Below are 13340 nucleotides of genomic sequence, written 5' to 3'. Positions count from 1 at the left end.
GCTAATACAGATTTTGGTGCGCAAAAAAGCTCCCTGCGATCCCGCATAGTGCTTTAACCAGTAGTAGTCCGTCGATCACGATCAGGTAGAACAAAATGCTTTGCCGTTTTTGAAGCGAAAACGCGACCACCAGCAGGCACACAAAGGGTACCATATTGAACAATATCGTCGGAATGCCGAAATCCTGGTAAATAGCAAATGCCAGAAAAGAAACGAGGCCGACGAGCAAAAGCGGTACGAGCACGGCGTAGATGGTCCTCCGAAGTCCCATTCTCACGGCAAATGTTTTCAATTCGATATTCGCGTCGTCTTCATAGTCCTTCATATCGAACATAATGGCGTTGACCGTGCAGAACATCCAGTTTTTGGTAAAAAGCCAGAGCATCAGCAGGGGCTCCGCAACGGCTATGCCCCGTTCGATCCGCAGGGCCGCGACTGGAAAAAGATTGACGCATCCAGCCCACACAAAGCCGATCACGAATGCTTTCAGCCAGCCGGTGTGACGTAGGTTAAATGAAATGAGGGATTTGGGCAGTAAACCATAATACAGGATCGCGGCAAGCGGCACAACGGTTAAAACCAGCCAGTAGTAAAGCGGCAAATGTACGATCGCATGGAAGTTTTCAACCAGGTACCAGGCCCCCAGCAGCGTGCAAATACTGAAAAGGAACACCTGGCTCATCCGTACAAAACGGTAATGCTGCCGGTACCATTCGGTGCGGGGATTGGCGGAAACTTTCGGGATAACCGGTCCCGAATAGGCGATCGTGTAGTAGAATACGGTTGTGCAGAAAAGGAGAATGTAATAGGAGAGTGAATTGAGCGGGATGTTAAGCTGAAAGGCAGTTTCCAGGGATAATGCCACCGCCAGGATTCCGACGAAGTAGTTGGCGAAAAATACAAATGCGATAATCCGGTTTAACATATCTGCCTGTGAACCAGTGTGCCATCCATGGCTCTTACTGGAATAATATAATTAAAATATCAATTTAGAATTTTTTAAGAGGGCAAGGAAAGCGTCATAGCGATTTCCTACATTGGGTCACGATATTTCTTAAACCACCAATTCCATGAAAAAAATCTATTTATTCCTGACCCTTTGTCTTTCGAGCCAGGCCGGTTTTGTTTTTGCGCAAAGTAAAGACGCGGTCGCGAAAGACCTAGTGGTTGAAAACATTGTAAAGGAGGCTACTGAAAACTCGCAGTTGGAAAAACTCGGTCATGAACTGATGGACGTGATCGGTCCGCGGCTCGTAGGCTCGCCTCAAATGCAGCAGGCACACGACTGGGCGGTGGCTAAATACAAAGGTTGGGGTATCAGCGCAAAAAATGAAAAATGGGGTGAGTGGCGTGGTTGGGAGCGCGGCGTGTCGCATATAGACATGGTGGCGCCGCGCGTGAAGTCGCTCGAAGGAATGCAGCTCGCATGGAGCCCCGGCACGAATGGTAAAACGGTAACCGCGGATGTGGTGATACTGCCCGATGTGGCCGATTCGGTAGCCTTTCAGAAATGGCTTCCTTCTGCCAAAGGCAAGTTCGTGCTGATTAGTATGAACCAACCCACAGGCCGCCCTGATTATAACTGGCAGGAGTTTGCCACGAAAGAATCGTTTGAAAAGATGAAAAAGGACCGGGATGCGCAGACCGAGGGATGGGCAAATCGTCTGAAAAAGACCGGCTACACTTCCCGCACATTGCCGCTTGCATTGGAGAAAGCGGGCGCGGCGGGCGTGGTGATGTCTTACTGGTCAAAGGGTTTTGGGGCAAATAAGATTTTCGGTGCTTACACGAAAGCCATCCCAACGGTAGATATTTCACTTGAAGATTACGGCCTGTTATACCGCCTGGCGGAATCGGGGCATACGCCGAAAATCAGCGTGCGTGCCGACGCGAAAGAAACCGGTATAAGCCAGACTTTTAACACTGTAGGGGAGATCAAAGGCACTGAAAAGCCTAATGAATATGTAATCCTCTCCGCGCATTTCGACTCCTGGGACGGTGGCACCGGCGCTACTGACAACGGTACCGGTACACTTGTGATGATGGAGGCCATGCGCATTCTCAAAAAGGTATATCCCAATCCCAAGCGAACGATCCTGGTCGGGCATTGGGGAAGCGAAGAGCAGGGGCTGAACGGCTCGCGCGCATTTGTGGAAGACCATCCGGAGATCGTGCAGAATATTCAGGCGGTGTTCAACCAGGACAATGGCACGGGCCGGGTCGTGAACCTGTCAGGTCAGGGCTTTTTGAATGCTTATGAATACCTAACCCGCTGGCTGACAAAAGTTCCCGAGCCGATCCGTACACCTATCCAAACCTCATTTCCCGGTGCCCCCGGAACCGGCGGGTCCGATTTCGCCTCATTCGTAGCAGCGGGTGCTCCGGCATTTTCATTGAGCTCATTGAACTGGTCGTACGGCACTTACACGTGGCACACCAACCGGGATACCTACGACAAGATCGTATTCGACGACGTTCGCAGCAATGCGATACTGGCGGCAATTCTGGCCTATCAGGCAAGCGAAGATCCTGCCAAAACCTCGCGTGACAAAAGCATTTTGCCCCTCGATGCCAAAGGTGTACCGGGCGCATGGCCTGAGCCGCGCAAGCCTACCCGCCGCGGCGGATTGGATTAATGTCCGCATAACCCATTTTTGAAAGCAAAGGCATATATTGTCTTTGCTTTTTTTATTAACCGAATTTTGAATCCAATGCAAATAGAGATCATACAGGAGCCTATCGAAGACGTGCTGATTGTCCGCCCGTTCGAACAGGGTGCCGAACCCGCTAACCAGGAAATGTTTAAAGCGGAGAAAGGGGAAACATGGTGGTATTCGTCGAAAGAGTTGTGGTTGGGGCTGGGAAAAGCACCTAAGCTCCCGGCTGTTGCCAAAATTTTCCGCTCGCTTTTTTTCAAACGAAAAGACCGCTGGCCCGCGCACATCATACTTGACGGACGCGGACATGGGGCCGAATGGATCGGGAGTGCGGTGAATGGTATTGTTTTGGGCGGTTACGACCTGCAGCTTTATAAAACGGAGCCGAAAGCGGTGAGTGAATTTTTCAAATCGGGTATCTTGTCGATTTTGACCGAAGGTTTGGATATGAAGCAATCAGCGAACAATGCATTGAAAACTGCTCTGGTACAAATCCGCGTCATGGACTTGATGAATGCGCCTTCTAATTATAAAAAGCCTGCTACGCTGGCCGACTGGGCAGTAAAATCGGGCGCCAAGAATGGCTATTCGGTTCAGATATTGGAAAAAAAGCAGTTGGAAGAACAAGGTATGCATGCATTGCTGGCTGTGAGCAAGGGAAGTGACGAGCCGCCTGTGATGATTGTTTCCGAATATAAACCGGCACATTACACTCGAACGATTGCGCTTGTTGGAAAGGGAGTCACCTTCGATACCGGCGGTATTTCGATCAAACCGTCGGCCAATATGCATTTGATGAAAAGCGACATGGGTGGAGCAGCCGCTGTTTTAGGTACAATTGAACTGGCGGCACAGTTGAAATTACCAGTCCGCATTATCGGTGTGCTTCCTTCCACTGAAAACTCGGTGGATGGTTCGGGTATGAAACCCGGGGATGTGATCGGTTCCTATGCAGGGAAAACGATCGAGGTGATCGATACCGATGCGGAAGGCCGGCTGATCCTTGCCGATGGCCTGCATTATGCCGTCAAACATTATGAGCCGGATGTGCTTATCGACCTTGCAACGCTCACCGGAAGTGTTATCCAGACGCTCGGTTACGAAGCGGCAGGTCTTTTTACGCCCAACGACGATCTCGCGGCAGAGCTCATTAGCGCAGCCGACGAGACCGGCGAGCGCCTGTGGCGACTGCCGGTTTGGGATGAATACAAAGAAGAGATCAACTCCGATATCGCGGACGTAAAGAACTATCACGGTAAACCCCTGGCGGGCGCTATCGTGGCGGCGAAGTTTCTGGAAGTATTTACTGCCGGGCATCCGGCGTGGGCACATCTCGACATTGCCGGAATGGCATTCGGAGATACCGAATTTGCGCCAGGCCGTGCCGGAACCGCCTACGGCGTGAAGTTATTGATCGCTTACCTCTCGAAACTCGCGGGTTAATTTCAATGGCCCGGTTGTAACGGAAATTTAACGGGAGCTTTTCTTGCCAAAATGGTTCTTTTTGCTAGATTTGAGAATATATGCTTTGCGGCATGACTCATTCGTTAAATGCCGCTACCGTCCACCAAATCACATTTTATGACCCGAACTCTGACTTTTCTCTGCATTTCCACCTATTTCAAAGGCAACGATTTTTTGCAGGCGCTGAAAGATGCTGGTAATAAGGTTTTTTTGATCACCGCGAAAAAGCTGGAAGATAAACCTTGGGTCAGGGATGCCGTGGATGAGTTTTTCTATGTGGAAGAGGGCGAAGATGGTACTTATAACATGAACGAGATCATCACCGGTCTTGCGTATGTGATGCGCACGCGCCCGATCGACCGCGTGGTGGCACTCGATGATTTCGACGTGGAGAAAGCGGCGCACATCCGCGAGTATTTCCGGATTCCCGGTATGGGGCAGACCACCGGCCGCTATTTTCGAGACAAGCTTGCAATGCGTACAAAAGCATTGGAATCGGGCATTCTTGTTCCGGGCTTTTCGGCGCTTTTTAATGATGATGAGATCAACCGTTTTATTGAGAGATACCCGGGCCCGTGGATGATCAAACCACGTTCGGAGGCTTCGGCTTTGGGCATTCAGAAGCTGAGTACCGCCGAGGAGCTCTGGAACACCATTCACGAACTGGGCGACAAACGCCACGCCTATTTGGTGGAGCAGTACAAGCCGGGCGACGTCTATCATGTAGATTCGATATCGTACAACGGTATTGTTATATTTTCCTGGAATAGCAAATACCTTGCTCCACCTTTCGATGTGGCCCATGGCGGGGGGATATTCCGCTCGGTTACGGTGCCCTTCGATTCTTCCGAAGAGCATGCATTGCAAACGCTCGCCGTGGATTTGCTGAAAGCATTCGGACTGAAACACAGCGCTTCGCATACGGAGGTGATCCGTTGCTATGACGACGGGAAATACTATTTCCTCGAAACATCGTCGCGCGTTGGCGGCGCGCACCTTTCTGAGATGGTGGAAGCGTCGTCGGGTATTAACCTCTGGAAAGAATGGGCGAGGATGGAAACCGCTGAGGCCAAGGGCGAAAACTACAAACTGCCGCCTGTGCGGAAAGAGTATTCCGGCATTATCATCTCTCTGGCACGCCAGGAGTGGCCCGACCTGTCGGTTTTCAACGACCCGGAAGTGGTATGGCGTATGAACGAACCGCACCATGTAGGGCTGGTAGTAAGGTCCAAATCCCGCGAAAAGGTGTTGGAACTGATGGATAAGTATGCTGCCATTGTCCAGAAAAAATACCATGCTTCCGCGCCGGCCCCGAAGAAACCGGCGCATTGACGGTTATTTTTTGGAGGCGGGCGCATGGGCGGCCAGGTAATTTTCCAGGCTTCTGAATTGTGCTGTCCAGTATTCCTCGAACATGTTGATCCATTGCTGGACTTCGCTGAAGCCGGTCTGGCTCAGCACGCAATATCGCTCACGACCTTTCTCCTCAATATTGATAAATCCTGCATTTTGGAGGATTTTGATATGTTTTGAAACGGCTGGTCGGCTGATATCGAAATTCTCCGCGATCGCATTGATCGAGCGTTTTTCTTTGGCAACCATCATCAATATTTCCCGTCGCCCCCGGTCCGCCAGGGCCTGGAAGGCATCCACCGTCTCCGTGCTCATAAGAAATGTGCTTCGAAAGCCTTTTTGAGTGATTTATTAACGATTTTCTTCCAGCCCATTTCCATGATGAAGCTCGTGAGCATGTTTTTCGCGCCGGTAAACCCGGTATGTTCCAGTCGCAGCTCAGTGCCTCCGTCCTTGGGTTCCAAAATCCAGGTCACGACCGTATCCAGTGTGGTAACACCCGGCTTGGGTCCCCCTTTGAAACTATAAGAGAGTCTTTTCAACGGCTCGATTTCCAGTATTTTGTGGTACATAATTCCATCCCAATTCTGTGCAGGCCTCGGCTTTTGCTGGGTTTGGCATTCAAAACCTATTTCGGGCTTGAAGTCTTTCATCGGGCTCCATTTGGTGAGGATTTCGGGATTGGTAAGGCATTCCCATATCATTTCAGGCGGGTACGGATAAAACCATTTGAGTTTGATGTCGCGTTTCATAATGCGTAACCTTTTAGTTACGCGAATTTATATGTAACTTTTTTGTTACGCAATTTTTGGGTGAAAAAGTTTTTGTAGAAGTCTGTTACCAAAGTGGGAGGCGAACGTCTAAATGAGTGGACTTAATCACATTCACTATGGACAACATCACAAAAAGTTCACTTTTCAACGCGGTAAAAGATCTGATACAGGCTAGTAGGCAGTATATTGCCGTTTCGGTGAATGCAGAAATGAGCCTGTTGTACTGGAAAATCGGAACGGTAATCCGGCAGGAAATCCTGAAACAGGAGCGGGCTGAATACGGAAAGCAAATTGTCGCTACACTGTCGCGACAATTGGAAGGGGAATACGGGACATCATTTTCCGAAAAGCATTTGCGTAGAATGACTCAATTTGCAGAGCTCTTTCCTGACGAACAAATTGTCGTATCACTGATACGACAATTGAGTTGGTCGCACATCAAGGAGGTATTGCCCATTCAGGAGCTCGTCAAAAGAGAATTCTATATCCAAATGTGCATCCACGAAAAATGGAGTGTGCGGACGTTCAGGGAACGCATTCAATCCATGCTCTACGAACGGACCGCCATCAGTAAAAAGCCCGAGGACGTGATCATTAACGACCTGAAACTGCTGAGAAGCGAGCAGAAACTGAACCCCGATTTGGTTTTCAAAGACCCATATTTCCTCGACTTTCTGGGATTGAAAGATGCCTATTCCGAAAAGGACCTTGAAGCCTCGATTATCGTGGAATTGCAGCGTTTCATTATTGAAATGGGTACCGATTTCGCATTCATGGCGCGACAGAAGCGCATTACTATCGATCACAGGGATTATTTCATCGACTTGCTATTCTATCACCGGCGGCTGAAATGCCTGGTTGTAGTGGACTTAAAAATGGGGGAATTCGAAGCTGGTTTTAAAGGGCAAATGGAGCTTTATTTGCGGTTTTTGGAAAAATACGAGATGATGGAAGGTGAAAATGACCCGATCGGGTTGATCTTATGCTCTGGGAAAAGCAGCGAGCACATTGAATTAATGCAGCTGAGTAATAGTAACATCCGCGTCGCGGATTACCTCACGGCATTGCCGTCTCAGCAAATTTTGCAGGAAAAGTTACACAAGGCAGTAGAGATCGCTCGACAGAAAATGGAGCAACGCGATTTCTCAAATGCCAAAAGGGTCTGCCAAAGTGATTAACAGACCCTTTTTGAATATTTTGAAAGAGATTAAACCAGCTTGAATGCCTGGCGGCCCAGCAGTACCCAGTTTCCTTTTACTTTTTGGAATACCATCAATACTCCGAGTTTCACCTGCGCTGGTTCTTTGCCCTTGTTATGTGTATCGCCAAACAGCTTGTGGCGGACCAAAGCAACATCGCCCGAGATGGTGATAGTTTGTTCACTAAGATCAATTTTGGTGAATTTAGATTCCGTGCTAACCAGCGCGCGGATGAACTCCTTCTGGTCTTCCAGCAGACCATTGGAATGGCCATAGGAGAGGGAGGGAGAGGTCAGTTTTTTCAGATCGGCCTCGTTAGCGCTGATAATGGCAGTTTTCAGCTTTTCGACAGTTGCTGCAACGGCTTTTTCGTCGGCGCTTTGGGCGAATACAAATGCATTGCCTATCAAAAGGAATGCAAGGAGCAAAAGTGTTTTTTTCATCGATTAATAAGGAATTAGGACTTAACTTCGGCTGTCGGCTATCGGACTTTTGTTTTCTGAAACGGTCAGGTATGACAGCCGACGGCCGAAAGCCGAAGTACTATATATCCACCCTCTCCATTTTCGGAGAAAACACGTGCATTACTCCCCAAGCGAGCAGGTACGCGAACCCGCAGATGATGAAAATGACGTTATACCCTCCGCCGATATTCCCGGCAGCCTTGTAGTTGTCGAGAATGATCCCTACCAAAAGAGGAAAGAGGATACCTCCTACTGATCCGGCCATACCACCGATACCGACGACCGAACTTACAGCCTTTTTAGGAAACATATCCGAGGCTGTCGTAAAAATATTTGCGCTCCAAGCCTGGTGCGCCGCTGCCGCCAGACTGATCAGCACGACGGCCTGCCAAATGTTAGTCGTGTATTGGGCCGCCATAATAGGCATTACCAGGAATGCGAAAATCAGCATTGAGGTCTTTCTGGCGCGAAACACCGGCCAGCCCTTTTTGATAAAATACCCCGACAAATACCCGCCGCCGATACTGCCCACCGTGGTTGCCGTGTACACGATCACGAGTTCCGGGCTCGGTTTGGAAAGATTGAGTTTAAATGCTTCGGCGAAATAGGAAGGCAGCCAGTAGAGAAAGAACCACCAGATCGGGTCGGTGAGCATTTTACCAAAAACAAATGCCCAGGTTTGGCGGATTTTGAAAAGTTGAAGCCATTTAACCGGTGCTTCTTTGCTCGTATCAGCTTCGTTGTCACTGTGAATGTAGTCATATTCGGCCTGGTTGATGCGCGTTTGCTTTGCGGGAAGCTCATAGTACCGCCACCAGAATATCAGCCACACAAAACCGAGGGCACCGGTGATCAGAAATGCCTCCTGCCAGCCATAGGCGCCCAGAATCCAGGGGACCATGACGGGCGCTACAACTGCGCCGATATTAGCCCCGGAATTGAAGATGCCCGTGGCCAACGCCCGCTCTTTTTTAGGAAACCACTCGGCGGTTGCCTTGATCGCCACCGGAAAGTTGCCGGCTTCACCAAGCCCCAGAACGGCCCGCATGAACCCAAAACTGAGTGTGCCCGTCGCGACAGCATGCAACATGGCCGCGATGCTCCACACAACCACCGAGATCACGTAACCAATTTTGGTGCCGATTTTATCAATAATAGCTCCGAAACCGATCAGGGAAAATGCATATGCAGCCTGAAATGCCATTACAATGTGGCTGAAATCGGATTCCGACCAGCCGAAGTCGGCTTCCAGGGTCGGTTTGAGCAATCCCAGCACCTGGCGGTCGAGGTAATTGATAGTCGTTGCGCAGAACAGGAGCGCGACAACGCGCCAGCGATAACTGGTCCTTTTGGCCTCCGATTGAAGCTCTGCGGGTTCAGGATTGTGAGATAGCATATTCCGTTCTTTCTAAAAGCGTTTTGAGTGTTTCAGTAATACCATTTTGGGCAATGGATTGGAGATATCTGACGATGGAGCTATGTACAGAATCGATTTTATTCATGTCACGGCCCCATATCGATTGTTCTTTCAGTATCGCCTGCACCATATCTGGCAGCGAGGTCATTTGCCATTTCTGATAAAAGAACGGCGCTTTCGGATCCTGGATCAGGTAAGGAACACCGTCGAGTCGACCATAATAATGGTCTCCCTCTCTCTTCACAGCTTTCATAAAATAGATAAAAACCGCAAGCCCGAAAGTCATGTATTCGGGTAGGTAACCATTTTTTGCTTCGTAATTCAAATAAGTCGGGATGACCCTCGAAAGGATTTTGGCGGAGTAATTCTGATTGATATTAAGCCACTTATGTAAAATATGGGGGTTTCGGAAACGGTCGGCAACTTGTCGACTGAATGTGAGGGCTACGTCCGGGCGGACGTCGTAAGGGATCGCGGTCGCGATTTCGCTTTCCATTAAATGCCTAATGAATGCCGAAAAGAACGGGTCGTTCATCGCATCGACGACCGTTTTGAAACCGCACAAATGCGCGAGCCCACCCCCGAGCGTGTGAGGGCCGTTCAGCAGCCGCAGTTTCAGTTCACGGAACTGTTCAATGTCCGGCTCGATAATCAGGCCTTCATCAATGCCGTAAAAGCCAATTTTTTGACGGATACGCTCGTCGCCTTCGATAGCCCACAAATGATAATGCTCGGTGGTGATGAGCAGCTCGTCGCGGTAACCTAGTTCTTCTTCCAGTTCTTTCAGCCGAGTTTCGTCGGGTTTGCCGGGAACAATGCGGTCGACGAGCGAGTTGCAGAAAAAATTGTTTTGTTCGATCCAGTCGATGAACGCGCCCTCCAGACCATTGCGGTGAGCGAGTTCGAGGATAATGGATTCGAGTTTTTTACCATTATCTGCGATCAATTCTGTCGGGATAATCACTACTCCAAAATCGGGATTGCCGCCGAATGCCACGTAGCGCGCATACAAAAAAGCCAGCAATTTGCCGGGGAACGACACCGGCGGCCACTGGTAAATATCGTCTTGCACCAGCTGAATGCCGGTTTCCGTGGTATTGGATATCACAATGCTTACAGCCGGGTTTTTGGCCAGGTCCAGCACGAGCGACCATTGCGTTTTCGCCGAAAGTACCCTGCTAATGGCCGATGAAATGATATTTTCCTCCTTGGCTTCGCCATCCTGAATGCCGCGGGAGCAAATGGTGTACAGGTTATCCTGTCGTTCGAATGCCTTGGTGTCGCCCTGGTCGGTGGATTTCACGACCACGATCCGGCCGTTGAAGATTCCCTGCCGGTTGGCTTTATCTATAAAATAATCGGCCAGGCCGCGCAGGAATGCTCCGGTGCCGAATTGCAGCACTTTTTCCGGCAACTGGAACACGGAATCATCGGCCACGACTACGCCGGGCTGACTTCTGAGCTGGCGAAGGTTCTCGCGGAAAAGATAGCCCATAGCAGTGAGAATTATTTTTTAATAACCTGTTCAACAATCGACCGGTGAGGTCTTTGCCCGCTTTGAAATTTCCGAAGCTGGTATCGATTCTCCTGCCGTCAACATAATCATTGCAAATTCACGGATCGCCGACGGCGAATACTGTACCCTTGCCATATTTGGAAATTCCAAGAATAGCCTTCATTACTAATCCCTGGTCGTGCCGACAAGGATCGAATCTTTATGGTTAGTCATGAAAGAATCTGCCATTTGCCGCGATAGCGGTATTTCCTGCGCGAAGGAGCGGTTGTCACGACAAAAGTGATCCAGAGCGGAAAGGAGTGTAAACGGCGTAGAAAAAGGGCCATATAGAACGGGTTATGCCTTCGGAACATTAATAAAATCCTCCCGCATGGGAGTAAAAATATCGACCAGCATGCCGGCCGAAAGGCACAATGCACCATGCACGAGATGCGGCGGGATGTAATACACATCGCCCTGCCGCAAAACCTGCTTCCGTTCACCGATCGTGATCTCGAATTCGCCGCTTTCGACATAGCTCATTTGAGTATGAAAATGGCTGTGCAGCGTACCGATACCGCCTTTTTCAAATGCCACTTTCACCATCATCAGGGTGTCGTCATAGGCCATGACCTTGCGTTTCAGGCCGCCTCCGAGGTCTTCCCAGGGGATTTCGCTGTCGGACACGAATTCTTTTTCTCTGAGTGCTTCCATTATCTGAGATCGCCGATCAATACCGGGTCCATATCTGTATAATCCTTGTTTTCACCCGCCATTCCCCAAATGAAAGAGTAATTGGAAGTCCCGCAGCCCGAGTGGATCGACCACGGTGGCGAGATCACCGCCTGACGGTTGGCCACCCACAAATGACGGGTTTCGGAAGGCTCGCCCATTAAATGTAATACCCTTTGATTCTCAGGTATATCGAAATAGCAGTACGCTTCCATGCGCCGGTCGTGAACGTGGGAAGGCATCGTATTCCAAACGCTGCCCGTTTGCAGTACCGTAAGGCCCATAACCAGCTGGCAGCTCTGAATGCCGTCCAGATGGATGTATTTGTAAATCGTTCGGTGGTTTGACGTTTCCATGCTTCCCACGGTCGCCGGCGTCGCGTCTTCCTTGTTAAAAAGTCGCGTCGGGTACGTGTGATGTGCAGGCGAGGAGAGTAAATAGTAAGCGGCTGGTTCAGAAGGGTTTTTGCTGGTTAACAATACTTCTTTTGTGCCTTTCCCTACATATACACAACCCAGCTTACTGACCGCGAAATGCGTGCCGTTGGCAATAACTTCGCCGTCGCCGCCGATATTGATAATGCCTATTTCTCGCCGTTCGAGGAAATAGGAGGCCTTCAGGGCATCGAAAACCGGGATTGCCAACGGTGTGGCAAGCGGAATGGCACCGCCGATGATTACGCGGTCGTAGTGGCTGTATACGAAATGGATCTCACCATCCCGGAAAATATCTTTGACAAGGAAATTGTCGCGCAGGGTATCGGTATCCATTTGCCCTACTTCTTTCCGGCTGCTTTCAAATCTGATCTGCATTTGCTGCGGCAACTTGTTGAATTTTTTATAATTAGTTTGACTAGCGGCCCATCCAGCCGCCGTCGACGGTCAGTATGGTGCCATGGACATAACTCGCGGCTTCCGAAGCCAGGAAGAGGGTTGGCCCTTTGAAATCTTCCGGTAGTCCCCAGCGCCCAGCCGGTATGCGGTCGAGGATGGATTTGCTGCGTACCGGGTCGTTGCGTAATGCCTTGGTATTGTCGGTATTGACGTAACCCGGTGCAATGGCGTTCACATTCACACCTTTACCCGCCCACTCATTGGCCAATGCTTTCACCAAACCGCCGATAGCACTTTTTGAAGCCGTGTATCCCGGTACATTGATACCTCCCTGAAATGTGAGCAGCGACGCAGTAAAAATGATCTTGCCCGAGCCGCGCGAGATCATTTCCTTACCGAGCTCGCGTGCGAGAATGTAAGGTGCGTCGAGATTGATACTCAGTACTTTGTCCCAATACTCATCGGAGTGCCCGGCAGCTGGTTCACGAAGGATAATACCAGCGTTGTTTACAAGAATGTCGATGACAGGATGGTCTTTTTTTACCTGATGGATGAATTGATAGAGCTTTTCCCGTTCACCGAGGTCGGCCTGATAGGGGTAGAAGCTCCTTCCTGTCTGTCGGATAGCACGTTCCGTTTCGCTGCCTTTCTCAAACTCCGAAGAAGTGACCCCGATAATATCTGCACCGGCCTCAGCGAGCGCCTCCGCCATGGCTTTTCCAATGCCGCGATTGCAGCCGGTTACCAATGCAGTTTTTCCGGAAAGGTCAAATAAATTAACGGTATTCATGAATGGGTTTATAATTTGTCTTTTTCGGGGTATCCGATAAATTTAGCGTCGATACTAAATAGACCCGAACCAAACGATGTTAGATTGAATAATCAGAAAAATCAAATAACGAATTGTCTTTTTTTGTGCAATCGTTATCGGGAACGTTGTCAGTTGAGCCGGA

General features: G+C 49.8%; 13 protein-coding genes. 4 read left to right on the top strand and 9 right to left on the bottom strand.

The features are described from left to right. Window position 1: 1 nt before the first annotated feature. On the bottom strand, window positions 2-925 hold the full coding sequence (locus AC2YIT_RS03145) for a UbiA family prenyltransferase (RefSeq protein ID WP_487278204.1): 924 nt from the start codon (window positions 923-925) through the stop codon (window positions 2-4). 145 nt (window positions 926-1070) lie between these two features. Between AC2YIT_RS03145 and AC2YIT_RS03140 the strand changes: the two genes are divergently transcribed. The 3 genes from AC2YIT_RS03140 to AC2YIT_RS03130 all read left to right on the top strand — a co-directional run bounded on the left by AC2YIT_RS03140 (window position 1071) and on the right by AC2YIT_RS03130 (window position 5453). Continuing rightward, window positions 1071-2636, top strand: a complete 1566-nt coding sequence (locus AC2YIT_RS03140; protein WP_487278203.1) for a M20/M25/M40 family metallo-hydrolase — start codon at window positions 1071-1073, stop codon at window positions 2634-2636. A 75-nt stretch (window positions 2637-2711) separates the two neighbouring features. Continuing rightward, a complete protein-coding gene (locus tag AC2YIT_RS03135; protein WP_487278202.1) occupies window positions 2712-4100 on the top strand; it encodes a leucyl aminopeptidase family protein in 1389 nt (462 codons plus the stop codon). Window positions 4101-4238: 138 nt separating this feature from the next. Then, window positions 4239-5453, top strand: a complete 1215-nt coding sequence (locus tag AC2YIT_RS03130; RefSeq protein ID WP_430842538.1) for an ATP-grasp domain-containing protein — start codon at window positions 4239-4241, stop codon at window positions 5451-5453. A gap of 3 nt (window positions 5454-5456) precedes the next feature. Here AC2YIT_RS03130 and AC2YIT_RS03125 read toward each other — a convergent pair whose 3' ends face one another. Then, window positions 5457-5789, bottom strand: a complete 333-nt coding sequence (locus AC2YIT_RS03125; RefSeq protein WP_430842540.1) for an ArsR/SmtB family transcription factor — start codon at window positions 5787-5789, stop codon at window positions 5457-5459. Beyond that, complete coding sequence (locus AC2YIT_RS03120) at window positions 5786-6226, bottom strand: SRPBCC family protein (RefSeq protein ID WP_430842542.1); 441 nt, start codon at window positions 6224-6226, stop codon at window positions 5786-5788. The genes AC2YIT_RS03125 and AC2YIT_RS03120 overlap by 4 nt, the downstream gene beginning before the upstream one ends. A gap of 137 nt (window positions 6227-6363) precedes the next feature. Between AC2YIT_RS03120 and AC2YIT_RS03115 the strand changes: the two genes are divergently transcribed. Beyond that, window positions 6364-7425: a PDDEXK nuclease domain-containing protein gene (locus AC2YIT_RS03115; RefSeq protein WP_430842544.1), complete on the top strand. Its 1062-nt coding sequence runs from the start codon at window positions 6364-6366 to the stop codon at window positions 7423-7425. 29 nt (window positions 7426-7454) lie between these two features. Here the strand turns inward: AC2YIT_RS03115 and AC2YIT_RS03110 are convergent, their stop codons facing one another. The 6 genes from AC2YIT_RS03110 to AC2YIT_RS03085 all read right to left on the bottom strand — a co-directional run bounded on the left by AC2YIT_RS03110 (window position 7455) and on the right by AC2YIT_RS03085 (window position 13177). After that, window positions 7455-7889: a nuclear transport factor 2 family protein gene (locus AC2YIT_RS03110; RefSeq protein WP_487278201.1), complete on the bottom strand. Its 435-nt coding sequence runs from the start codon at window positions 7887-7889 to the stop codon at window positions 7455-7457. A 100-nt stretch (window positions 7890-7989) separates the two neighbouring features. Further along, complete coding sequence (locus tag AC2YIT_RS03105) at window positions 7990-9306, bottom strand: MFS transporter (protein WP_487278200.1); 1317 nt, start codon at window positions 9304-9306, stop codon at window positions 7990-7992. Continuing rightward, window positions 9287-10822 (bottom strand): tagaturonate reductase, encoded by a 1536-nt coding sequence (locus AC2YIT_RS03100; protein WP_487278199.1) that lies wholly within the window; start codon window positions 10820-10822, stop codon window positions 9287-9289. The genes AC2YIT_RS03105 and AC2YIT_RS03100 overlap by 20 nt, the downstream gene beginning before the upstream one ends. 357 nt (window positions 10823-11179) lie before the next feature. After that, entirely contained in the window at window positions 11180-11536 is a 357-nt protein-coding gene (locus AC2YIT_RS03095) for a cupin domain-containing protein (RefSeq protein WP_430842552.1), read from the bottom strand. Continuing rightward, a complete protein-coding gene (gene kduI / locus AC2YIT_RS03090; RefSeq protein WP_487278198.1) occupies window positions 11536-12366 on the bottom strand; it encodes a 5-dehydro-4-deoxy-D-glucuronate isomerase in 831 nt (276 codons plus the stop codon). Before kduI ends, AC2YIT_RS03095 begins: the two co-directional genes overlap by 1 nt. Before the next feature lie 40 nt (window positions 12367-12406). After that, window positions 12407-13177: an SDR family NAD(P)-dependent oxidoreductase gene (locus tag AC2YIT_RS03085; RefSeq protein ID WP_487278197.1), complete on the bottom strand. Its 771-nt coding sequence runs from the start codon at window positions 13175-13177 to the stop codon at window positions 12407-12409. Between the last annotated feature and the right edge of the window lie 163 nt (window positions 13178-13340).

Source organism: Dyadobacter sp. SRI_021 (assembly GCF_057586235.1).
This window is presented reverse-complemented; position numbering and strand designations above follow the sequence as displayed.

Bases quoted from the DNA above. Each gene is read 5' to 3' on its own strand.
- AC2YIT_RS03135 (WP_487278202.1), top strand. From the start codon at position 2,712: ATGCAAATAGAGATCATACAGGAGCCTATCGAAGACGTGCTGATTGTC.
- AC2YIT_RS03085 (WP_487278197.1), bottom strand. From the start codon at position 13,177: ATGAATACCGTTAATTTATTTGACCTTTCCGGAAAAACTGCATTGGTA.
- AC2YIT_RS03100 (WP_487278199.1), bottom strand. From the start codon at position 10,822: ATGGGCTATCTTTTCCGCGAGAACCTTCGCCAGCTCAGAAGTCAGCCC.
- AC2YIT_RS03145 (WP_487278204.1), bottom strand. From the start codon at position 925: ATGTTAAACCGGATTATCGCATTTGTATTTTTCGCCAACTACTTCGTC.
- AC2YIT_RS03115 (WP_430842544.1), top strand. From the start codon at position 6,364: ATGGACAACATCACAAAAAGTTCACTTTTCAACGCGGTAAAAGATCTG.
- AC2YIT_RS03105 (WP_487278200.1), bottom strand. From the start codon at position 9,306: ATGCTATCTCACAATCCTGAACCCGCAGAGCTTCAATCGGAGGCCAAA.
- kduI (WP_487278198.1), bottom strand. From the start codon at position 12,366: ATGCAGATCAGATTTGAAAGCAGCCGGAAAGAAGTAGGGCAAATGGAT.
- AC2YIT_RS03110 (WP_487278201.1), bottom strand. From the start codon at position 7,889: ATGAAAAAAACACTTTTGCTCCTTGCATTCCTTTTGATAGGCAATGCA.
- AC2YIT_RS03095 (WP_430842552.1), bottom strand. From the start codon at position 11,536: ATGGAAGCACTCAGAGAAAAAGAATTCGTGTCCGACAGCGAAATCCCC.
- AC2YIT_RS03130 (WP_430842538.1), top strand. From the start codon at position 4,239: ATGACCCGAACTCTGACTTTTCTCTGCATTTCCACCTATTTCAAAGGC.
- AC2YIT_RS03120 (WP_430842542.1), bottom strand. From the start codon at position 6,226: ATGAAACGCGACATCAAACTCAAATGGTTTTATCCGTACCCGCCTGAA.
- AC2YIT_RS03140 (WP_487278203.1), top strand. From the start codon at position 1,071: ATGAAAAAAATCTATTTATTCCTGACCCTTTGTCTTTCGAGCCAGGCC.
- AC2YIT_RS03125 (WP_430842540.1), bottom strand. From the start codon at position 5,789: ATGAGCACGGAGACGGTGGATGCCTTCCAGGCCCTGGCGGACCGGGGG.